At 72.8% G+C, this 21935-nt stretch carries 14 protein-coding genes; 1 reads left to right on the top strand and 13 read right to left on the bottom strand.

Going from position 1 to position 21935, the window contains the following annotated elements; genetic code table 11:
• Positions 1-84: 84 nt before the first annotated feature.
• Together E4198_RS15890 and E4198_RS15885 are read right to left on the bottom strand one after the other, a co-directional pair.
• Complete coding sequence (locus tag E4198_RS15890) at positions 85-687, bottom strand: dihydrofolate reductase family protein (protein ID WP_136183739.1); 603 nt, start codon at positions 685-687, stop codon at positions 85-87.
• 136 nt (positions 688-823) lie between these two features.
• Positions 824-1627: an exodeoxyribonuclease III gene (locus E4198_RS15885; protein WP_136183738.1), complete on the bottom strand. Its 804-nt coding sequence runs from the start codon at positions 1625-1627 to the stop codon at positions 824-826.
• A gap of 130 nt (positions 1628-1757) precedes the next feature.
• Here E4198_RS15885 and E4198_RS15880 point away from each other — a divergent pair, with 130 nt between their 5' ends.
• Positions 1758-2231 carry a GNAT family N-acetyltransferase gene (locus E4198_RS15880; RefSeq protein ID WP_136183737.1) on the top strand — a complete coding sequence of 158 codons (474 nt, stop codon included), beginning with the start codon at positions 1758-1760 and terminating at the stop codon, positions 2229-2231.
• On the opposite strand, the gene E4198_RS15875 is transcribed toward E4198_RS15880, so the two are convergent.
• The 11 genes from E4198_RS15875 to E4198_RS15825 all read right to left on the bottom strand — a co-directional run bounded on the left by E4198_RS15875 (position 2170) and on the right by E4198_RS15825 (position 21912).
• Entirely contained in the window at positions 2170-2976 is an 807-nt protein-coding gene (locus E4198_RS15875; protein ID WP_136183736.1) for an HAD family hydrolase, read from the bottom strand. The two genes, E4198_RS15880 and E4198_RS15875, sit on opposite strands and share 62 nt — an antisense overlap.
• Before the next feature lie 103 nt (positions 2977-3079).
• Positions 3080-4792, bottom strand: coding sequence for a hypothetical protein (locus E4198_RS15870; protein WP_136183735.1), 1713 nt, complete (start codon positions 4790-4792; stop codon positions 3080-3082).
• 106 nt (positions 4793-4898) lie between these two features.
• The gene (locus E4198_RS15865) at positions 4899-5636 is read right to left on the bottom strand and encodes a TRIC cation channel family protein (protein WP_136183734.1); all 738 of its coding nucleotides are present in this window, start codon (positions 5634-5636) and stop codon (positions 4899-4901) included.
• Between the two features lie 156 nt (positions 5637-5792).
• The gene (locus E4198_RS15860; protein WP_136183733.1) at positions 5793-6764 is read right to left on the bottom strand and encodes a serine/threonine dehydratase; all 972 of its coding nucleotides are present in this window, start codon (positions 6762-6764) and stop codon (positions 5793-5795) included.
• Positions 6765-6865: 101 nt separating this feature from the next.
• Positions 6866-7618, bottom strand: coding sequence for an alpha/beta fold hydrolase (locus tag E4198_RS15855; RefSeq protein ID WP_136183732.1), 753 nt, complete (start codon positions 7616-7618; stop codon positions 6866-6868).
• Entirely contained in the window at positions 7615-9003 is a 1389-nt protein-coding gene (gene lat, locus E4198_RS15850; protein ID WP_136183731.1) for an L-lysine 6-transaminase, read from the bottom strand. Before lat ends, E4198_RS15855 begins: the two co-directional genes overlap by 4 nt.
• A gap of 118 nt (positions 9004-9121) precedes the next feature.
• Positions 9122-9325 carry an MbtH family protein gene (locus E4198_RS15845; RefSeq protein ID WP_136183730.1) on the bottom strand — a complete coding sequence of 68 codons (204 nt, stop codon included), beginning with the start codon at positions 9323-9325 and terminating at the stop codon, positions 9122-9124.
• Positions 9326-9381: 56 nt separating this feature from the next.
• Entirely contained in the window at positions 9382-11031 is a 1650-nt protein-coding gene (locus E4198_RS15840) for a cyclic peptide export ABC transporter (protein WP_136183729.1), read from the bottom strand.
• The gene (locus E4198_RS15835; RefSeq protein WP_136183728.1) at positions 11028-17699 is read right to left on the bottom strand and encodes a non-ribosomal peptide synthetase; all 6672 of its coding nucleotides are present in this window, start codon (positions 17697-17699) and stop codon (positions 11028-11030) included. The genes E4198_RS15840 and E4198_RS15835 overlap by 4 nt, the downstream gene beginning before the upstream one ends.
• The gene (locus E4198_RS15830; protein WP_136183727.1) at positions 17696-20845 is read right to left on the bottom strand and encodes an amino acid adenylation domain-containing protein; all 3150 of its coding nucleotides are present in this window, start codon (positions 20843-20845) and stop codon (positions 17696-17698) included. The genes E4198_RS15835 and E4198_RS15830 overlap by 4 nt, the downstream gene beginning before the upstream one ends.
• Complete coding sequence (locus E4198_RS15825; protein WP_136183726.1) at positions 20842-21912, bottom strand: TauD/TfdA family dioxygenase; 1071 nt, start codon at positions 21910-21912, stop codon at positions 20842-20844. The genes E4198_RS15830 and E4198_RS15825 overlap by 4 nt, the downstream gene beginning before the upstream one ends.
• Positions 21913-21935 lie beyond the last annotated feature (23 nt).

Raw genomic sequence — 21935 nt, 5'->3', positions numbered from 1 at the left:
GCCCACGGGAGGCGGGACGCGGCACGACGGCGGACGGCCGACGGCACCGCCCGCCCCCGGCGGGAGGGACTGGGACCGGGCCGGTCAGGAGGCCGAGGACGTCCGGTCGTACGTGAGGAACGCGGCGCCGCTCCTCAGCACGGTGTGGTCCGTCAACTCCCAGGTGCGCGGATCGAATCCGGTCGACGCACCGAACAACGGGATGCCGGTGCCGAGAGTGAGCGGGCCGAGCTTGACGATCAGCCTGTCGATCTCCGCGTAGAGCGCGCCCGCGAGCTCGCCGCCCCCGACCAGCCAGATGTCCTTGCCCGGCTCCTGCTTCAGCTCCCGCACCCGCGCGACCGGGTCGGTGGCCACCAGCTCGACCGCAGGGTCGGGGCTCTCCGTCAGCGTCCGGGAGAACACCAGATGCCGCAGGTGGGGGAAGGCATCGGTGACACCGGCCTTCAGGCCGACCTCGTACGACCGCCTGCCCTCCAGCACCGTGTCGAAGTGCGTGCCCTCGGCGGTGACGCCGAGCGCGGCGCGCGCGGCGCCGGGCAGGATCTCCGGCAGCTCCGCGACGAGGTGCGCGACGTAGTCCTCCGGGGTCGGCCAGAAACCGTCCGGGCCCGTCGGATCGGCGCCGTCGGGACCCGCGACGAAACCGTCCAGCGAGGACGCTATGCAGTAGACGAGCTTGCGCAAACGGGACTCCTTGGTGAATCGTCGGCCGGCGACGGTCCGCCGGCGCGCTCAGTCTCGCCCGCCGGGGCGCACCGCCGCCACCGGAATAGCGTCCCGTGCGCTCCCGCGCCCGCGGGGGACGCGGCCCGGCTCCGGTTCAGGGACCGAAGACGACCGTGACCGGGGCGTGGTCGGACCAGCGCGTGTCGTGGCTCGCCGCCCGCTCCACGTACGCCTTCACCGCCCGGTCGGCGAGCCCCGGCGTGGCCATCGCGTAGTCGATGCGCCAGCCGCTGTCGTTGTCGAACGCCCGCCCCCGGTACGACCACCACGAGTACGGCCCGGTCTGCTCCGGGTGCAGCGCCCGCACGACGTCGGTGTAGCCGCCGTCCGCCGGGTCCAGGACCTGGTCCAGCCAGGCGCGTTCCTCGGGCAGGAAGCCGGAGTTCCTGCGATTGGCGCGCCAGTTCTTCAGGTCGGCCTCGCGGTGCGCGATGTTCCAGTCGCCGCAGACCAGCACCTCGCGGCCGTCCGCCGCCGCGCGGGCGCGCAGCCCCCGCAGGTACGGCAGGAACGCGGCCATGAACCGCTCCTTCTCCTCCTGCCGCTCCGTGCCCACGTCACCGGAGGGCAGGTACAGGCTGGCGACGGTCACGCCCGGCAGGTCCACCTCAAGGTAGCGGCCCGCGTCGGCGAACTCCGCCACGCCGAACCCGGTCCGCACCCGCTCCGGCTCCCGGCGCGTGAGGAGGGCCACACCCGCGCGCCCCTTCACCGACGACGGCGCGTACACGGCGTGCCACCCCTCGGGCTCCCGCACCGCGGCGGTGAGCTGGTCGCGTTCGGCCCGCACCTCCTGCAGGCACACCACGTCCGCGTCGGTGGCCGCCAGCCACTCCGCGTAGCCCTTGCGGGCGGCGGCGCGCAACCCGTTCACGTTCACGGTCGTCACGGTCAGCATGGAGGGCACCCTACGTGTCCGCCGGCCGTGCTCCAGCAGGTCCCCGTGCGGGTCCCGGCGGGACGATCCGCATCACGTGGCCGCCCACGTGGCCGCCCACGCCGCAGGTCGGGCGGCATACGATGCACCCATGCAGATACGTCCGGTCCGCTACGACCACCCCGACGCGCGCAAGCTCGAAGGCGTCGTGCAGGAGGAGTACGTCGAGCGCTACGGCGAGACGGACGTGACACCGCTCGCGCCCGAGATGTTCGACCCGCCGGGCGGGCTGTATCTGCTGGCGTACGACGACCGGGACCGCCCCGTGGCGACCGGCGGCTGGCGCGCCCAGGACCGCAACGAGCAGGGCTACCAGGACGGCGACGCGGAGATCAAGCGGATGTTCGTCGTCCGCGCGTCACGCGGCAAGGGCCTGGCCCGGAGCATCCTCGCCGTCCTGGAGGACAGCGCCCGCGAGGCCGGCCGGGTCCGCATGGTCCTGGAGACCGGCATCCATCAGCCGGAGGCCATCGCGCTCTACGTCTCCGAGGGCTACGCGCCGGTCACGAAGTTCGGTCACTACCGCTTCCACGACGAGAGCCGCTGCTACGCGAAGGTGCTCTGACGCCGCCCCGCCGACCCGCCGACCCTGGCACCCCGGCCAGCCGCAGCACCGCGTCCAGCCCGCGCCGGCTTCCCGGCACCTGCCCCGCGGGCAGCACGTAGGAGCGGATGCCCGCCGCGGCCGCCCCGCCGTCCTTCGCCGGGACGTCGCCCACCATCAGCGCCTGCCCCGGCGTCACGCCGAGCACGTCGCAGGCGTGCCGGAACAGCACCGGGTCCGGCTTCTCCGTGCCGTGGTCGCAGCTGTGGACCCAGGCGCCGACGGGGTCGTCCAGCCCGTGGTGGGCGAACGTCGGCCGCAGGTCCCAGCCGACGTCGCTCACCACGCCCACGCCGATCCCGGCCGCCGCCAGTGCGCCGAGCGTCTCCCGCGTGTCCGTGTACGGCACCCAGTGCTCCGGCGTCCGCAACTGGTCGTACAGCGCCCCCGCGACGGGCGCCAGCTCCGGCGCCGAGCCGTACCAGGTGGTGAACGCGTGCCGGTGCGCGGGCGCCGAGACGTCCCGCCCGTGCTGCGCGGCGGCCACGTCCGGGTCGGCGAGTCCGGCCTCCAGGCCGCCCAGGATGCGGTCCATCTCGGCCTCCCCCACCGGCCGTCCGAGCGCCGCGCGCACCCGGTCCGGGTAGGGCGCCATCTGGAACAGCGTGCCGGAGAAGTCGAACAGCACCGCCCGTACGGGCTCCACGGGCTCCGCGCCCCGCGGCCGTATCGGCCCCTCGGGGCCGGTGACGAAGAGATCAGCCATCGCAGCTTTGTACCAGCGGGCGGCGGAGACGAGCCCCGGGAACGTGTCGAAGCTCCCACCCGGCCCGGGTGGGAGCTTCGACACGTGCGCGGATCGCCCGAGGTCAGGCCGCGGCGTCGTCCGTTGGGACCGTGGCCGGGACGGCGCCGCGCCGGCGGACCACGAGCAGGGTGCCGCCTGCGGCCAGCAGGGCGAGCGCGAAGCCGCCCAGCGTCATCGCGCCGGTGCCGGTGAGGGCGAGGCTGCCGCCGTCGGTGTCCGTGCCGGAGTCCGCACCGGAATCGTCGGCGCCGCCCGCGACACCGCCGTCGGTCGTGGCGTCGTCGGAGCCGTCGGAGCCGCCGTTCCCGGAGCCGTCGTCGTCCGGGCCGCCCGTACCGGCGGTGTCACCGGGCGTCTCTTCCTCCCCGGTGCCGTTGAGCACGATCCACCCGGTGTCGTTGCCGGGCTCCGCCTCGTTGGGGTCCTCCCAGCCGGGGAAGGACGCCTCGCCGAGCGCGCCCTCGACCACCTCGTCGATGCGCAGGCCGAAGGTGAACTCGCGCGTGGTGTTCTCCAGGAACGGCGTGTCGCCGCCGCACCAGAAGCTGACGACACGGCCGTTCTCCCGGTCCTTCGGGCTGCAGTCGGCGGGCGGGTTCACGACGGTGGCACCCTCGGGGACCTGCACCGTGAAGTCGACCGGCTCGCCGCCGGAGCGGAGGGCTCCGATCCAGGCCGGGCCGCGGTTGTGCAGGGTGACGGTGGCCTGGACCGTGTCGCCCTGGGCGCCCTTCACCCGGTCGCCGACCAGGTCGAGGTCGTAGGTGTTGCTGGAGGGCAGATCCACCTCGGCGTAGGTGACGTACGTGCCGCCGCCCTGCACCGGCTCCAGGGTGAGCTTCTTGCCGCCCCCCTGCCGGTAGGTGCCCGCGCCCCGCAGATTGCCCGCGTCGGCGGGGTCGAGGGCGGTGAAGCGGTACGCGAAGGTGTCGCGCAGCGCGAAGTCGGCGGCCTTCACCTTCACCGGCGTCGCCACGCGGTAGGCGGCGCCCGCCTCGAAGGTGCCCTCGAAGGTGCAGAGCGCCACGTGCCGCATGCGGATGAGGTTGTCCTCGTTCTCCTTCGCATAGGCGCAGTTGGAGAACTTCTGCGGGAAGGTCAGACCGCGGGAACCCGTGAACCGGAGGACCACGCCGTCGGCGGCGACCCCGCCTACGTTGCGGAACGCCATCCGCGCCTTGAAGACGTCACCTGCGGCGAACCCGTCCGGCTCCACGGGCCGGCGCATCCGGAACTCCGGTCCGCCCACCAGTACGTCGAGGGTGTGGCGGGTGAACTCCAGGCCCTCGCCCTGGCCGGTGACGACGATGGCTCCGGTGTCCCCGGCCGCGCTCTCGTCGCTCACGCCGAGGCCGATGCCCCAGTCCTGGTTGTGGACCTCGCCCGCGTAGATCTCATAGCCGGAGCAGGTGGCGACGAGGCCCTCGGCGTCGCAGGGCAGATGGACGTCTGCGACGCCGTCGAGCGCGGTCGCGTCGATGGTGACGGTCCAGTCGCCCCGGTGGATGGGGTGCGAGGTCCCGTCCCCGTCGGGGTCGGGATCGCCGGGGGCGCGCAGCCCGATCTCGAACGACGACTCGCCCGGCGGCGGGTCCTGCGCCTGCAGGGACAAGGCGTAGCTCTCGGGGCCGGTGAAGGACACGGGGACCGTGGCACCCGGTTCGTCGGTGTCCTCGGCCTGGGCCACACCGGCGGTGGTCGTGGCCAGCAGTCCGGCGACGGTCAGGCCGACAAGGGCGCTGCGTCTCCGGCCGGGGCGCGCGTCGCGTCGCACACGTACTCCTCGGAAGTTCGGTGTTCTCACGTGCAAGGGGAGCCCACCGCGCGGGCTCCGCGGTGCATGACCTCCGAACACCCGGCCGAGTTGTACGGCCGCCCGGTCACGCTTCGGTCTCGCCGCCGTCCTCGCGCCCGACCTCGTCCTCGCGCCGCACCTCGTCCTCCCGGCGCCGCAAGCGGTCCAGCGCCGACAGCGGCCGCCAGTCGCGGTCGCCGGGCAGCACCCACACCCGGTGCAGCGCGGTCAGCCTCACCAGCGTGCCGGCACCCACCCCCGCGACGATCCCGATGGTCGCCGCGCCGAGCTCCGTGCAGATCACCATGACGCCGCTTACCAGCAGCGCGACCGTCGCGTACAGCGGGCTGCCGTTGAGGAGGATGCCCGGGGTGGTGCCGAGCAGGAGGTCGCGTACGGCACCGCCGCCGACGGCCGTCGTCATGCCGAGCAGCACGGCCGGCAGCCAGCCCAGGCCCGCCGCGAGCGTCATCTGCGCCCCCGCCACCGCCCAGAAGCTGAGCACCGCGGCGTCCAGGACGTTGAAGACGAGCCCGGACACCTGCCGGCGCAGGTCGATGGCGAACGCCAGCATGCTGCCGGCCACGGCCACCGGCAGGTAGGCGTAGTCGGTCAGGGCCACCGGGGGGCCGTTCTGGAGCAGCACGTCGCGGATCACGCCACCGCCGAGCCCGGACACGACGCCGATCAGCAGGAAGCCGAGCAGGTCGAGCTTCCTCCCGCGCGCCAGCACCCCGCCGAGGAGCCCGTTGGCGAACACGCCGGCCAGGTCCAGCACCCGGGTCACCTCACTCACCGACTCCGGTGACAGCCAGTCGGCCATGGTGCCGCGCTCTCCTTCTCCCGCCCCGCTCGATCCGTGCCCCCGCACGCTATCCCCGCTCACCGCACCCGGCGAACTCCGCCCGAACAGGTCGTGCACGGTGCGCGGCCCCGGTCCTCGGGGCGTCGGAGACCGCTGCCGCGCTGCGACGTGCTCTCAGCGCGGGCCGGTGAGGTCGGAGGGGTCGGTGTTGGCGCCGCAGAGCACGAGGCAGACGTGTTCGCCGGGGGCAGGCCGGTAGGCGCCGGTGCGCAGGGCCGCCCAGGCGGTGGCCGCGGCGTGCTCCACGGCGAGGCGCCGTTCGTCCCACAGGGCCTGCCGCGCGGCGACGATCATCTCGTCCGGCACGAGCAGCGACACCACATCCGCCCGCTGCGCCCAGTCGACGGCCATGGGCGTGGCCCGGCGCGCGCCGAGGGCGTCGGCGGCGACCGACCGTACGGGGACGTCGACGGGCGACCCCGCCTCCAGTGCGGCGTTCAGCGCCCGGCAGTGCTCCGGCTCGGCCGCCACGACGCGGATGCCGTGCTCGTGCGCGGCGGCCGTGACACCGGCGAAGAGGCCGCCTCCGCCCACCGCCACCACGACGGTGTCCACGTCGGGGCGTGCGTCGTGGATCTCCTCCAGCAGCGTGCCGGCGCCTGCGGCGATGTGCGGCAGGTCGTAGGCGTGGCTGGGCAGGGCTCCGGTCTCGGCGGCGAACGTCCGCGAGGCCTCCAGCGCGTCGGCGTACTCGGTGCCCACCTGCCGTACGTCGGCGCCGAGCGCGTGCAGACGGGCGACCTTGACCGCGGGTGCGGTCCCGGGGAGGAAGACGGTGGCGGGCACGCCGTGCCGGCGTGCCGCCCAGGCGCAGGCGAGCCCGGCGTTGCCGCCGCTCGCGATGACCAGGCCGGACGGCGGCAGCGCCCCCGCCTCGGCGTGCGCGGCGGCGAAGTTGGCGGCGCCGCGGGCCTTGAACGAGCCGGTGTGCTGGGCGAACTCGTATGCGAGGGTCAGTCGCGCCTCCCCACCCCCGGAGCCCTCGCCCGCGCAGCCGACGGGCTCCGGCGCGGACAGCGCCACCGACCGAGTGTGGCCGGCGATCCGCGCCCGGGCGGCGGTCACGTCGGCGTAGGAGAGGGTCACGTGGCGGCTCCGACGGCGGTCGCGGGTGGGTGAGGTGCACACCTTAGGCGTGTGGCGACCGCCGTCGCGCACGGTGCCGCCTGCCCCTCCGGCCGGGGAGGTCAGCCGGCGGGGCTGCCGACGAGCTGCGGCCCGGAGGTGAACGGCATGCGGCGGGGCAGCGAAGCCCAGACACGGGGGGTGAAGAAGTGCCCGCCGGGGAGCGTTTCGAAGGTGGCGGTACCGTCCGTGACCTGATCCCAGTCCTGGTGCTGCGGAGTGACTTCGTCCCGCCCCGTCATCACGTGCAGGCCCGCCCGGAGGCGTCGCCGCGGGTCGTGGCGGTATGTGACGTAGGCCGTCAGATCCATGCGCAGCATCTCGACGGCCATGGCGCACAGTTCTGGATCGTCGAGGACGTCCGGGGCGGCTCCGCCACTGAGGCGCAGCCAGGCCGCCAGTTCGGCGTCGGAAGCCGCGGCGAGGGCGGCTGCGCGGACTCCCGTGACGTGCTGCGGAGCGACGTGCCCAGAGAGCAGCAGGCTTTCCGGGGCGGCGCCGGCGCCCCCTTCCAGGCGCAGCGCGACGTCGTAGGCTGCCAGGGCACCCATGCTGTGGCCGTAGAGCAGGTAGGGAGTGCGGACTTCGGCGGCGACGGCGTCCGCGCAATCGGCGATCAGCCCTTGCCAACCGCCGACTATCTGCTCCCCGTAGCGGAACTCCCGGCCGGGGTAGCACAGCACGCGGAGTTCGACGTCGCTGGGGAGTTTCCGTGCCCAGGCGCGGAAGCCGACGGTGCCTCCTCCGGCGTAGGGAAGGCAGATCAGGCGGTGGGTCGCCCAGGGGCGGGGCAAAGGGGTGACGAGCCGTCTCATCGGGCCGCTCCCTGAGGGGCCGACGCGGCGGCGAGCGCGGCGTGGGCATGGACGACCGTTTCCGCGGGCTCCTCGGCGGTGATCTCCTTGAGCACCGCGCGCAGGGCGTCGAGCGCGAGGGAGAGTTCGGCCTCCGTGACGGACAGCGGCGGGCGCCAGCGCAGTTCGCGTTCGCCGGAGCCGAGGAAGATCACTCCATGCCCGTCGAGCGCGCGGCGCACCACGTCGTCCCGCGTCGCGGCGTCGCGGAGCGTGAGGGCGCACATCAGGCCGCGTCCGCGGGGATCACTCGCCAGGCCGGGGTGTGCGGCGGCGATGTCCCGCAGGCCGTCGAGCAGGTATGCGCCGGTCTCCCGCGCCTGTGTGAAGAGTTGCTGTTCCTCGATGACCTCGATGATGCGGGTGGACCGGACCATGTCGACGAGGTTGCCGCCCCAGGTGGAGCTGAGCCGGCCTGCGGTGCGGAAGGCGTTTCCGTCGACCTCCCGGACACGGCGTCCGCCCAGGACGCCGCACACTTGGCTCTTCTTTCCGAAAGCGATCAGGTCGGGACGCAGGCCGAGCGTGTCGCTGGCCCAGCGGTGTCCGGTCGCGCCGAAGCCCGTCTGCACCTCGTCGGCGACGAACAGCGCGTCCTCCTCGTGGCAGAGGTCGGCCATCGCGGCGAGGAAGCGGGGCCGCAAGTGACGGTCGCCGCCCTCGCCCTGGACGGGTTCGAAGACGAAGCAGGCGATCTCGTCGGGGTGGCGGCGGAAGGCGGCACGGGCGGCGTCGAGTGCGGTCCGCTCCTCGTCGAGGAGGCCGGGCTCGTCCCAGCGGCTCATGTCGTTGACGGCAGGGCTGGGCATGCGCGGCCAGTCGAACACCGGAAAGTCGCGAATCTTGGCGGGGTCGGTGTTGGTCAGCGACATGGTGTATCCGCTACGCCCGTGAAAGGCGTGTTCCAGATGCAGCACACGGGCGCCCCGGACGGCGACCCCGCGGGCGGCGTTGTGCTGTGTCTTCCAGTCGAACGCGACCTTCAGGGCGTTCTCGACGGCGAGTGCGCCTCCGTCGACGAAGAAGACGTAGGGCATCTCGTCCGAGCCGAACACGCGCAGGAAGGTGGCGGCGAAGTGTGCCTGCTCGATGGTCGCGAAGTCCGGGTTGGCCGGCTTCGTCCGGGCTGCCGCCAGCAACGCCTCGTCGAGTTGCGGGGAGCCGAGCAGGCCGGGGTGGTTGTGGCCGAGCGGCGCCGAGGCGAAGAACATGGCCATGTCGAGGTAGCGGGAGCCGTCCTGCCGGTCGACCAGCCAACAGCCGTTGCTGGCTCGAATGTCCATGACGATCCGGCTGAAGTCGCCGGTGACGCGGTCGCGCAGAACGTCGAGCGGGGTGTCGCTCATGTGGGTTCCTCCGTTGTCGTGCAAGTGCCGATGGGGGCGGACGTGGACGGGGGCTCCGGTTCTGTCCGGGGGGCCGGGGTCGATGGGCCAGCGGGCCGGGCGGGGACGTCGGAGCGGCTCAGGATCCGGCGGCCTCCTGGCGCATCCGGACGCTGCGCGGGCGGATGTCGGTCCACACGCGGTCGATGTGTTCCAGGCACTCTTCCCGCGTGCCGCGTGTGCCCTCGCGGTGCCAGCCGGCTGGGAGTTCGCGGTCGGCCTCCCAGATCGAGTACTGCTCCTCGTCGTTGATCACGACGTCGTAAAGGGCTGTTTCGGACACAGGTGTCTCCTCGGTATGGCGGGTGGAGCGGGCCCGACGGCTCGCCGGGCCCGCGATCAGACGGCGGTTGCGGCGTGTGGCGCCAGCTCGGTCCGGACGTCCTCGGTGCCGCGGTCGAGTTTCAGAATGCGGTCGGCGATGTTGAAGAAGCGGTCGTCGTGAGTGATGACCACCACGGTCTTGCCCTGTTCCCGCAGTTGCGGCAGCACGACCGTGTAGAAGAAGTGGCGGAATTCCGGGTCCTGGTCGGCCGCCCACTCGTCGAACAGCAGGATCGGGCGGTCCGAGAGCAGGGCCGACACCAGCGCAAGGCGCTTGCGCTGTCCGGTCGACAGGGCGATCGTGGAGAACTCTCCTTCCCGCACCTGCACCTTCTGCGCCATGCCCAGCTCTTGGAGCAGCCGGTTCGCCTCCGCGTCGTCGCCCCGGTGCGCGGGCAGCGTGCGGAAGAGGTGGACGTCGGAGAAGACACCGGCCACGCTCTCCCTCAGCGTCGGCAGGCGCTCGTCGGTCACCGGACTGCCGTCCAGCAGGATGCGGCCGGTGTCGGGGCGGTAGAGACCGCAGATCAGCTTGCCGAGGGTGGTCTTGCCGCTGCCGTTGCCTCCAATCAGGCAGGTGAGCGTGCCGGGGGGGAAGTCGATGTCGATCGGCCCGACCTGGAAGCCGGACTCGTCCGTCGTGGCGTAGCGGAAACCGACGCCCTCGAGCGTGAGCCGCGCTCCCGGGGCGGGCCGGTCGTCTCCCGGAGCCGGCTGCTCGGTGGCCGCTGGTGCGGGCAGGGCCTTCTCGTCCCCGAGGTCCAGGGTGTTCAGCGAGTCCAGTGCGGTACCGGCTCGGCCGAGCGCGGGGACCAGGTTCAGCACGGTCACCAGCGGCGTATTGATGTAGAGCACGGCCAGGGTGAACCCGGTCAGGTCTTCCTCGGCTATGCCGAGAGCCGGGCCCGAGAAGAGCATGATGCCGATGCTGGCGAGGAACAGCAGCTGCCCCCATGACCCGCCGACGGTGTACAAGGCGACGCCGCGGGTGGTGTCGCGGACGAGAAGGCGGCCGGTGGCGCCGACGCCTCCGTCGATGACGTCGCCGCGGCGGGCACGGTCGAGCTTCAGCTCCTTGGCGCCGCGCACCACGCTCTCCAGGTGGCCGTGCATGACGTCCTGGTGGACACGGGCACGGCGCAGGTGGACGCCGGCCCGCCGTACCGGGAGCTGGTAGAGCACGAGCCCTACCAGCAGGATCGCCACCATGCCCAGCAGCACCTTCAGCGAGAGGATGCCGATGTAGACGAACGCACCGACCACGATGGCGCCGTTGATCGACAGCAGCGGCACGCTGCTCACGGCACTCGTGATGACCTGCACGTCGTCGGTGAGCGCCGACTGGAGCCGCGAGGTGCCTATGGTCTCGATCCGCCGCAGACCGCTGTCCAGGATGCGGGAGCACAGCTCGGTGCGCAGGGTCTGAATGGATCGCTGGGCGAGACTGATCAGCAGGACGGCCGACACCGCCCCTGCCAGGAGAACGGTGAGCGCGGCGGCGACGAAGCCGACCACGAGCAGCACTCCCGGGTTGCGCAGGTTCTGCAGCGTTGCCTGGAGCACCGCGATCAGTGCCACGGTGGAGGCGCCGGACAGCAGGCCCGCGATCATGGCGGCGATAACGGTGGCACGTGACCGGTTCGCGAGCAGGGAGACAAGACTCATCTCTGGTCGTCCTCCAGGGCGGGACGGCCGGCGGTTCCGGACGCCGTTCCGATGTCGTGGGGAAGTGGGTCGGCGTGGCCGGCGACCGCGGTGGGCGCTGGTTCCGGTGTGGTCTCGGTCGGCGGAACGTCGACGGCGGCATCCGCGGTGGCGGTGCGGACGATGTCCGCGAGGCCGGCGACGGTGAAGTCGGCCATCACCTGTCGCATGGGCACACGCAGGCCGTACTCCTGCTGGACGCGGAGCAGGAGACGCGTGGCGAGCAGCGAATGGCCGCCCACTTCGTAGAAGTGGTCACGGACGCCGAAGCCCTCGACACCGAGGAGTTCCTGCCACAGGGCCAGCAGGCCGCGTTCGGTGTCGTCCCGGGCGGGCTCGGCCTCCTCGCCGTTTCCGAGGAAGTCGCTCACGGTGGGCACCGGCAGGGCACGCCGGTCGAGCTTGCCGTTCGGCGTCTTCGGAATCGCGCTCACCGTGCACACGGCAGCGGGCAGGGCGTGCCGGGGCAGTTGCCCGGCAAGCCGGGTGCGCAGGGCTCGTCGGTCGAACGCGTCCGTCGCCGGGACGATCCAGGCGACCAGACGGGGGTGCTCGCCGCCGGCGCCGTGCACGAGGACGGCACATGCCGCCACGTCGGGGTGTTCGACCGCCCGGGCCTCGATCTCGCCGAGCTCGATGCGGTGGCCACGGATCTTGACCTGGTTGTCGGAACGGCCGAGGAACTCGAGAAGGCCGTCGGCTCGGTGCCGGGCCAGGTCGCCGGTCCGGTAGAGCCGGGCGCCGGGGACGTCGGAGAACGGGTCGGGCACGAAACGCTCGGCGGTGAGGCCGGGGCGACGCCAGTACCCCTGTGCGACCTGGAGACCGCCGATGTACAGCTCCCCGCTGGCGCCCGGAGGCACCGGCCGCAACCCCGCGTCGAGCACCCAGGCGCTGGAGCCGGGGACAGGACCTCCGATGGGAGCCCGAACGCGGCGCGTGGTCCGCGCGGTCAGCTCGGCCACGGTCATCAGGACGGTCGCCTCTGTCGGCCCGTACCAGTTCAACACCGTGCAGCCGGGTGCCGACGGGCTGTCGAACCAGTCGCCGAAGCGTGCCGGCACCACCTCCTCGCCGGCCAGGAGCAGCGCGCGAAGACCGATGCCGGTACCGGACTGCCGGTCCACGGCGGTGAGTTCCTGCGCGATGGTGGGAGTGGTGGCGAGCATGGTCACACCGGTCGTCCGTAGCTCCTCCCTCAGTGCGGACGGATCGGCGGCGGTCACCGCGTCCACCAAGTGGACGCGCGCACCCGCGACGAGACCCGCGAACAGTTCCCACACCGACAGGTCGAAGGTGAAGGTGGAACGCACCGCCACCACGTCCGAGGGTTCCGGGGCGATCACCGTGGCGGACGCGCTCAGATAGGCGAGTACGTTCCGGTGGCTGACGGCGACGCCCTTCGGGGTCCCTGTGGAGCCGGAGGTGTAGATGACGTAGGCCAGATCTTCCGGCTTCGGCCTTTCCGGGATCGCCTCCACGGTGCCCGTCACGCCGTCGGCCGGCTCCGCGCCTGCGTCGTCCGGTGCGGTAAGGGAACGGACGGCCACTCCCGCGTCCGTGAGGACGTCGAGCACCGGGGTGTCGGCGTCCGTCAGGTGTGCGGTGAGCGCGGTGCGGCATGCGGAGTCCCGGACGAGGTGCGCGATCCGGTCCAGCGGCAGGTCGGGGTCGATAGGGACATAGCCCGCGCCGGCCTCCATCGCAGCAAGCACCGCGACGACGAGGCCCGTGCCGCGCCGGGCCGCCACGGCCACCAGGTCGCCGCGGCGCACGCCCGCCGCGGCGAGCAGCCGAGCCCCGTGCCGGGCGCGCGCGACCAGCTCCCGGTAGGTGAGGGTGCCGTCCGGACCGCTCACCGCCACCGCTCCGGGCCGCTCGGCCGCGACGTCCGCGACCGTGCCCGGGAGGGTACCGGTCGGCACGTCCAGGTCAGGGCCGACAGCGAGTGCGGCGGCGGCTTGTGCGTCCTGGTACAGCAGGCTGCGCCCGTCGTGCGGGGCATCCGGCTCGTGGGCGAGGCGCCGCAGCGCCTCCGCGTACATGTCGCGCAGCCTGGCCGCCCACGCGTCGGACACCCGGTCGGCGTCGTAGGCAAGCATCAGGCCGAGTTCGTAGTCTGGCGGGTGCACCGAGAAGGTGGCCATGACCGCGTAGTTGGTGTCCTCCGCCGACGCGGGGTGGTGGTCGATGAGTTCGACGACCCCGGTGTCCAGCACCTCACCGAGCGCGTGGAACCGGACGAAGTTCACACCGACGTCGAACAGGGTCTCGTTCCCCAGTGTGCGCTGCACGGTCACCAGCGGCGTGTGCCGGCCCTCGAGGGTGGCACGCTCCTGGGCGAACACCCGTCGGGCGAGGTCGACCCCGCTGCCTCCGGGCACGGAGACGGAGACCGGAAGCATGTTGATGAAGAGGCCGCGCATGTCCTTGGCCCCCGGCTGGTCGGGACGCCCGTGGAGCACCATCCCGGTCATGGGGTCGTCGACGGCCAGCGCCTCCGCCAGCACCTTCAGGTGGGCGGCGACGGCCAGGCTCTTGACGGGCATGCCCTCGCGTCGCGCCGTCTCGCTCAACCGACGCGACGTGTCAGTGTCGATGTCGACGGGGAGCCGGCGCACCTCCGGCATGCCGGCGGAACGCAGGTCGGCGATGGACCGCGGTTCTGCGTCGGCGAGGCGTTCCCTCCATGTCGCGGCGACGTCGGGGCCCGTAGCGCCCCGCTCCAGCTTCACGAAGTCGGCGTACCGGGACGGGATCGCGGGCCAGCGTTCGGCGTAGTCCGCCGCGCCGTCCAGCAGCGCGGCCTGCCGGGCGAGGATCTCCGCGAGCGTGGACGTCCAGCTCCACCCGTCCAGGATGACGTGGTTCTCGCTGACCGTCAGCTGGAACTCGTCCTCGCCGAGGAGGTGCACGGCGAGGCGGTAGAGCGGGGCGGTGGCGAGGTCGAGGTGGACCTCCCGCTCCTCGGCAACGAACTCGTCGATCTCCTCCTGCTGTTCGTCGTCGCTCAGGCCGGAGAGGTCGGTGACGGTCAGCCGTGGCCGAGCCTCGCGGTGCACGACCTGCATCGGCTCCGAGTAGCCCTCCATGTGGACGGAGGTCCGCAGAACGGCGTGGCGCGCCATGGTGTCGCCCAGCGCCCGCCGCAGCGCCTCGGGGTCGACACGGCCGCGCAGCCGTACGCTGACCGTGTTGTGGTAGAGGCCGGCCTCGGGGTTGAGCCGCAGGTGGTAGAGCATGCCGGACTGCGTGGCGGTGAGCGGGTAGGCGTCCTCCGCATCCGCGGGGAGCGCGGCCCGGTCCGGGGCGCCGATCATCTCGAACGGTTCGGCCCGCACCAGCGGGGTCGCTTCGGCGGGGGACAGTACCGCGGCGAGTTCGGCGACGGTCTGATGACGGAAGACGGCGTGCACCTGCGTCTCGTGGCCGAGGGCACGCAGCCTGCCGGTGATCTCTACCGCGCGGATGGAGTCGCCCCCGAGGGAGAAGAAGTTGTCGTGGACGCCGACTCGCGGGGCACCGAGTACGGCCTCCCAGACGCCGACGACCGCCTCTTCCGCCTCGTCGCGCGGCGCGACATAGGGTTCCGTCGCGTCGAGTCGGCTCGCGTCGGGGTCGGGCAGGGCGCGACGGTCGGCCTTGCCGTTGACCGTGAGCGGAATGTGCGGCACCGGCACGAACGTTGCGGGGATCATGTAGCGGGGCAGCAGTGTCGCCGCGTGGTCCCGGAGTTCCGCGACGCCGGGCAGTTCGTCGCCGGCCGGCTTGAGCCAGGCCACGAGCCGGTCACCGCGTTTGTCCGCTATGGCCTCTTCGACGCCGGGGTGGGAGACCAGTGCGGCCTCCAGCTCGCCGGTCTCGATGCGGAACCCACGGATCTTGACCTGGTCGTCGGCGCGGCCACGGTGTTCGAACCGCCCGTGTTCGTCCACGCGGCCGAGGTCGCCGGTGCGGTATAGACGGGCACCGGGAACGGCGGAGAACGGGTCCGGGACGAAGCGCTCTGCGGTGAGCGCGGCTCGGCCGCCGTATCCCCGGGCGAGGCCGGCGCCCCCGACGTACAGCTCCCCGACCAGACCGGGCGGCAAGGGCTGCAGCGCGTCGTCCAGCACGTACAGGGCCAGGTCCGCCAGCGGACGTCCGACCGGGCTTCCCGGACCGTCGGTCACGGATTCCGCGAAGATCCGCCCGTACGTGGTGTGCACGGTGGTTTCGGTGATGCCGTACATGTTGACCAGCTCTGGGACCGTGTCCCCCCGGTGCTTCAGCCAGGACCGCAGCACACGCGGCTCCAGCCGTTCCCCGCCGAACACGACGTAGCGGAGGGCGAGACGGCGCCGGGCACCGTCCGCACGGTCGGCTTCGGCGAGGCCGCTGAAGGCGGAGGGGGTCTGGTTGAGGACCGTCACCGCCTCGCGTTCCAGGAGTTCCAGGAGTTCGGGCGGCGACGTCGCCGTCTCGGGGGGCACGAGCACGAGCGTGCCGCCGTGCAGCAGGGCGCCCCAGATCTCCCAGACCGAGAAGTCGAAGGCGTAGCTGTGGAACAGGGTCCACACGTCGTCGGGGCCGAACGTGAAGTGCTCACCGGCGGCCTCGAACAGGCGGACCACCTGGGCGTCGGGGACGACGACACCCTTGGGGCGTCCGGTGGACCCGGAGGTGTAGATGACGTAGGCCGCGTCCTCGGGGTGGCGGGCCGGAAGCTGGGTCGGCACGGCAGAGGGGGGCGGTCCGCCGTCCCCGGCCAGCCGCCCGGTCTCCTCGGCCTGCTCGGCTGAGGCCGTCCGGAGGCGGCCCGTCTCGTCCACGGTGACGCGGGCAGGACCGTCCGGCGGCACGGAGCCGGTGCCGTCCGTCACGAGCAGCGTGGCGGCGGAGTCCTGCACGACGTGCCGGACACGTTCGGCCGGATGCCCCGGATCGATCGGCACGTACGCCGCGCCGGCGCGCAGCACCGCGAGCAGAGCCACGACCTGCGCCGGGCCGCGGGCGAGCAGCAGCGGTACCCGGTCGCCGGGTCGTACGCCGCGGGCGACGAGGTACCGCGCCAGGTCGTCGGCACGGCCGGCCAGGGTGCCGTAGTCGATCCGCTCTCCGTGCCAGCGGAGCGCGGTGTTCCTGGGGTGCCGCTCGACGGTCTCGGCGATGATCGTGTCGAGCGCCGTCTCTGCCCGGGGGCGGGCGGCGGGGCCGGGCAGCTCACGCCTCCTGGACATGGGCAGCATCCGCACGGGCCGGTCCGGGGCGTCGAGGCCTGCGGAGAGCAGGTGGACGAACGCCTCCAGCAGCCCCCGTGCGGTGGTCTCGTGCAGCAGGTCGGAGTCGTACTCCAGCATCAGCTCGAAGGCGTCGCCGCGACTCGCCACGCTGAGCGTCACGTCGGTCTTGCTGGTGCCGGTCTCCACGGCGACGGGGGTCATGCGGGCCGGCCCCATGCGCAAACCGGTGCGGTCCTCGCCGAGGAAGGTGAACATCGCGCCGAACAGCGGGCCCGGTTCGCCGTCCGCGAGCTGCGCGGCGACGTTACCGAGGGGCACGTGCTGGTGGTCGAGCGACTCGACGACGGCGCGCGCGGAGTCCCCGGTGAGGTCCCGCAGCGACGCGTCGTCGCGCAACGTGCTCCGGAGCGGGAGGGTGTTGAGGAACGGGCCGACCACCCCGACCAGTTCGGGGCGGGCCCGGTTCGCCACCGGCACCCCGACGATCAGGTCGTCGGCGCGGCTCGCCCGGTGCAGCACGGCGCGCCAGGCGCTGTAGAGCACCGAGAAGACGGAGGCGCCGGAGCCCGCGGCGAACTTCTCTGCCCGGCCGCGCAGCGCCGCCCCGGTGTCGTGCACGAGGTGACGGCCGCGGTGGCCCCGGGTGTCCGGACGAATGCGGTCGAGAGGCAGATCCAGGCCTCGTGGGGCTCCTTCCAGAGTCTGCCGCCAGTGTTCCAGAGAGTCGTTCCGGGTCGGCGGATCGTCCTGCCGCACGTGCTCCCACCAGGCGAAGTCGAGATAGGAGCCGCGGGTCCCGGCGGACGGCCGGGGGAACGTGGTGGAGAGGGTTGCCGCCCCGTAGGCCTCGGTGAGTTCCCGAACGAGGATGCTGATGGACAACCCGTCGACCACCAGATGGTGGAAGGCGACCACCAGGCGGTGCCGTTCGGGAGCCAGAGCCACGAGAAGCGCCCGTACCAGACTACCTCCGCCCGTGAGGTCGAAGGGCTCCCGCACCTGCTCGTCGGTGAGAACGTCACGGCGCCGTTCCGCCTCCGCGGGCGGCAGCCCGGACAGGTCTGCCGTACGGAGGCCGGGGAGCCGGTCGCCGAGGACGGCGGAGGGCCGTCCTCGGACGTCCGACACCCGCAGGCGCAGTCCTTCGTGCCGCCCCAGCGCCGTCCCGTAGGCGCGGGTCAGCGCCGCGGCGTCGAGGGGGCCGTCGATGTCGAGTACGGCGGGCACGGTGTACGCGGTGCCGGTCGCGTCGAGGGCGTGCGCGAACCACAATTGGGTCTGGCTCTCGGACAGCACCACGTCGGCGGGATCGGGGCGGCGGCGCGGTCCGGGTCGGGTGTGTGCCGGCTGGGCACCACGGGCGGCGACCGCCCGGCGAGCCCTTTCCAGACGTCCGAGATCGCTCATGACTGCCTCTCCTCGACGGCGTCGTCGACGGTGGGGGCGGTGTTCTCGTCCTCGTCGCCCAGCGCGGCGTAGGCCTCGGCGAAAGCGCTGACGGACCCGTCGTGGTCGTGCCGCAGCAGCAGTTGCGCCTGGCTCTCGACGGTGGTGGCGGACAGGAACTCGCGCAGCGGGATCTCGATTCCCATCAGTTCACGCATCCGCGCGACGGTGTGCATCGCGCGGATGGAGTCGCCGCCGAGCGTGAAGAACTGGTCGTGCACCCCGACCCGTTCGAGACCGAGCACGGAACACCACACCTCGGCGACGACGTCCTCCAGAGGGGTGCGCGGTGGCAGGATGGCCTCGCCTCTGCTGCGAAGGTGGGCGGCCTGCGGGTCGGGCAGGGCCGCGCGGTCGACTTTGCCGTTCACGGTGAGCGGGACCCGTTCCACGGGGACGAACACCGAGGGCACCATGAAGGCGGGGAGGGTGGACGCGCACAGGTCGCGGAGACCGTCGACGTCCGGCGCCCCCCGTTCGCCGGGCACGATCCAGGCGACCAGCCGGTCGTCCCGGACGGCTGCCACGGAGGCCGTCACCTGCGGGTGCCGGGCCAGCACTCCTTCGATCTCGGCCGGTTCGACGCGCTGGCCGCGTACCTTCACCTGGTCGTCCGCTCGCCCGAGATAGTGGGGCCGACCGGAGGCATCGAGGCGGACGAGGTCGCCGGTGCGGTACAGGCGAGCCCCGGGCACCGGGGAGAAGGGGTCGGGCAGGAAGCGCTCCGCGGTCAGCGCCCCGCGTCCCGCGTAGCCGCGGGCGACACCGGCGCCCCCGACGTACAACTCCCCCACGGCACCCTCCGGCACCGGCCGCAACGCGTCGTCCAATACGTGCAGGGACGTGCCGCCGACGGGCTCGCCGAGGTCGACGGGGTCGGAGCCCGTCGGCTGCGGAGCCGCGGAGGCGTTCGCGGTGGTCTCGGAGGGCCCGTACAGATTCCACACGCGGGTGCCGGGAAGCAGTTCTCCGGTGCGGGTGATCAGGTCGGGGGTGAGCGCCTCGCCGCCGAGGAGCAGCGTCAGAGGGGTCTCGCGCTGCACCGCGACGGTACCGATACCGGCGAGCGTGTCGTGCCACAGGCGGGGGACGGTGTTGAGGGTGGTGGTCGTCGGGTCCGTGACGGCGGCGGCGAGGACCTCCACCGGGTTCTGTCCAGGTGCCGGAAGCCGGACCGTGCCGCCGAGGGCGAGCGGGCCCCAGAGTTGCTTGAGCGAGGCGTCGAAGACGGGCGCCGCAGTGGCCGGGAGCACGGTGCTCGCCGTGACCAGGCCGGTATCGGCCAGCCAGCCGAGGTAGTTGACGACGTTCCGGTGGGTGACGGCCACCGGCTTGGGCCGTCCGGTCGATCCGGAGGTGAACAGCAGGTAGGCGAGGTCGTCCGGCAAGCACCGGCCGGTGTCCACAGGGGTGCCCTGCGCTGTGGCGGGAGCGTCGACGGCCACGACCGGCACCCCCTCGCCCCAGTCGCCGACATGGTGGAGTTCCGGTTCCGCGTCGGCGACCACGCAGGCCTGCGCGCCCACTTCAGCGAGCAGATCGCGTACGCGGGCGTCCGGGTCCGCCGGGTCGACGACCAGGTAGGCCCTACCGGCGAGCAGCACCGCGAGCTGCGCGGTCAGACGCCGGAAGGGGTCGGCGATCCGGACGGCGACGACCCGCTCGGAGGAGACGCCCTGGGAGCGCGTCGGACCGCAGGCGGCCACGAGTTGCGCGGCGCACGCCTCTGCGCGGGAGACCAGGTCGCGGTAGGACCATTCCTGCTCCCCGCAGCGGACCGCGACGGCGGACGGAACGTCCCGGGCCGTGGCGAGCACCAGGTCTGTCAGCGTCCGGTCCTGCCAGGCGACCGCGGTCGGAGTCACCGCGGTACGGGCCGCGGCGGCGGGCTCGCCGAGATCCGCCCGGCCAACGGTCGTCTTCGGATCCCGCCGGATCGCGCGTGAGACGGCTGCGACGGCCGCCAACAGTCGTCCTGCGACGTCCGTGCCGAGTTGGGCGGCGTGCACGCCGCCGAGCGTGATGTCCGTGCGGTCCGGGTACGACACCGCGTGCAGGTGCAGCCCTGCCGGGGATGCGGTGGCGGTGAGGACCTCGGCGGGCGAGCCGGCTGTGACGGTGGCGTGCGAGAAGGCCAGGGGCCCGGCGACGCGCGAGAGATCCGTGATCAGTTCGGCGGTATCGCGCTGTACCGCACGGGCAGCGCGCACGCCGTCCAGCGCGTCAGCCAGCACCCTTTCGCCGTCGAGCTGTTGCCGCAGGGCGGGCCAGGCGGACAACGGGCCGGGCACGGAACGCAGTTCGGGGACGGCCCGGAGAGAGTTGCGGACCCGCACGGCCACCGCGTCCGTCCCGCAGAACCGTCGCAGCACAACCAGCCAGGCTGTCAACAGGAGATCGCCGATGTCCTCGGCGGATTCGGTGCCGTCTGCGGGCAGGTCGTCAAGAATCGTCCGGGCGGCAGGCTCTCCGGCGGGCGCGTCGTGCGTCCCGGGCGTACGCCGTGGTGCGAGGGCACGCAGCCGGTCCAGCAGGCCGTCGTCCTCAACGAACTCCGCGCCGTCGTCGAGTTGGCCGGAACGGGCCGTCGCCGCCTCCGGGTCGCTCAGCACCTCGTGCAGCCACTCGGCAACGTCTGCGTACTGGGGTGGCGCCGACTCGCCGTGCGCACCGGCGCCGGTCCCGTCCGTGGAGCCCGGCATGCCGCCGTCCGGAGGGCCGGAAGCGCGGTCGGCGAGCGCTTCGGCGATCAGCAGCAGAGACTCATGGTCCAGGCAACGCGCCCGAGCGGTGACCTCGATGCGCCCGTCGTCGGGCAGCAGCCGTGCCGACCATTCGTCGCTGACGCACGGGTCGGACCCCGCAGGCGTGATCCGCTGGAGCGGCGGACCGTCGGTACCGGAGCCGATGAGCGTGGTGCGCAGCACCTCGTGGGTCTCCGCCAGGGCTTCCACGGCCTCGGCGAGCCGTTCCGCGGTGACTGCGGCCCGGGGCCGTACGACGGTGGTCAGAACGGTGCCGTCGGCGAGGGCGTCGCACTGGTGAGGCCCGGTACGCAGGGTCTCCTCGCCGCTCGTCGCGGTCTGGGTCATGTTCTCGGGGGTCATCGGACCGCCTCCCCGTCGTTCTCGGTACGGGTACGGCGGGTACGCGGGCCCGACCAGTCCCAGCCGCCCGCCATGGCGACGCGGATCTCGCGGTCTCCGGTGAAAGGAGCACGACCGTGTGCGACGAGCATGTTGTCGACGAGGAGAACGTCACCGCGCTGCCAGTCGAAGGTCGTGGTCTCCGCCGCGAACGCCGCCCGGATCGAGGTGAGTTCGTCCGTCGTGAAGCGGGTCCCGTCGCCGGCCTCGGTGGTCTTGGGCAGCCGGTCGTGCCCGAGTTGCCGGACCATCTCCTCGGCGAGGTCCTCGCCGACGGTGCTGACGTGGAAACTCGTGGCTTGGTTGAACCACACCCAGGCGCCGCTTTCCGGGTGGCGAGCGACCGCCGGCCGGAGAGCGACCGTGCGCAGGTGGTCGTCCCCGACCCGGGTCACCTCCGTGTGGGTACGTTCGGCGTAGTCCGCCAGCCCCTGCTCACCGCAGCCGAGCGCGTCCTGCCAGGCGATGCCCACGCCCGGCGTGTAGTTGCGCACGTACCGCACGCCCTCCCTCTCCAGGCGGCCAGCCAGGTCGCCGGGCACGCGCCGGAGCACGGCGCGGGAGTCGGCCAGCGGGGTCTGCCCTCCAGTGGTCGGCGCCACCGCACACGCGAAGCCGAGTACCCGGGGCCACTTCCAGCTGTAGCAGCCCTCGTTGTGCATCTCGATGGTCTGGTCCGCCGGGTACTCGGTGGACGAGTAGACGCCCTGGTCCAGGGCGCTGCGGGGTGTCGCACCGTCCTCGTAGTCCAATGCGCCGTCCCCCGCGACCCGCTCGACCACGGTGCGGAGCGCCGCAGCGCCCTCGTCGAACCCGCGGAAGAGCACCGCGCCGGTGCGGTGCAGGTGTTCGCTCACCACAGACGCGTGTGCCTCCGCCCAGACGGACAGCGGCACACCCGCTGTCGTCGGAGTGGCGAGGACGGGCAGTGCCGGAGGCTCCACAGCGCGGAAGGCGACGGCGTCGGCGTCCGTGAGCGAGCGGCGTCTGCCCGCCCGCAACGGTCTGGAGGACGTGCGAAGGGACATCAGTGGTGGCTCCCCGTTGTCTG

The organism is Streptomyces sp. RKND-216 (assembly GCF_004795255.1).
GTDB classification, from domain to species: Bacteria; Actinomycetota; Actinomycetes; order Streptomycetales; family Streptomycetaceae; genus Streptomyces; species Streptomyces hazeniae.
This window is presented reverse-complemented; position numbering and strand designations above follow the sequence as displayed.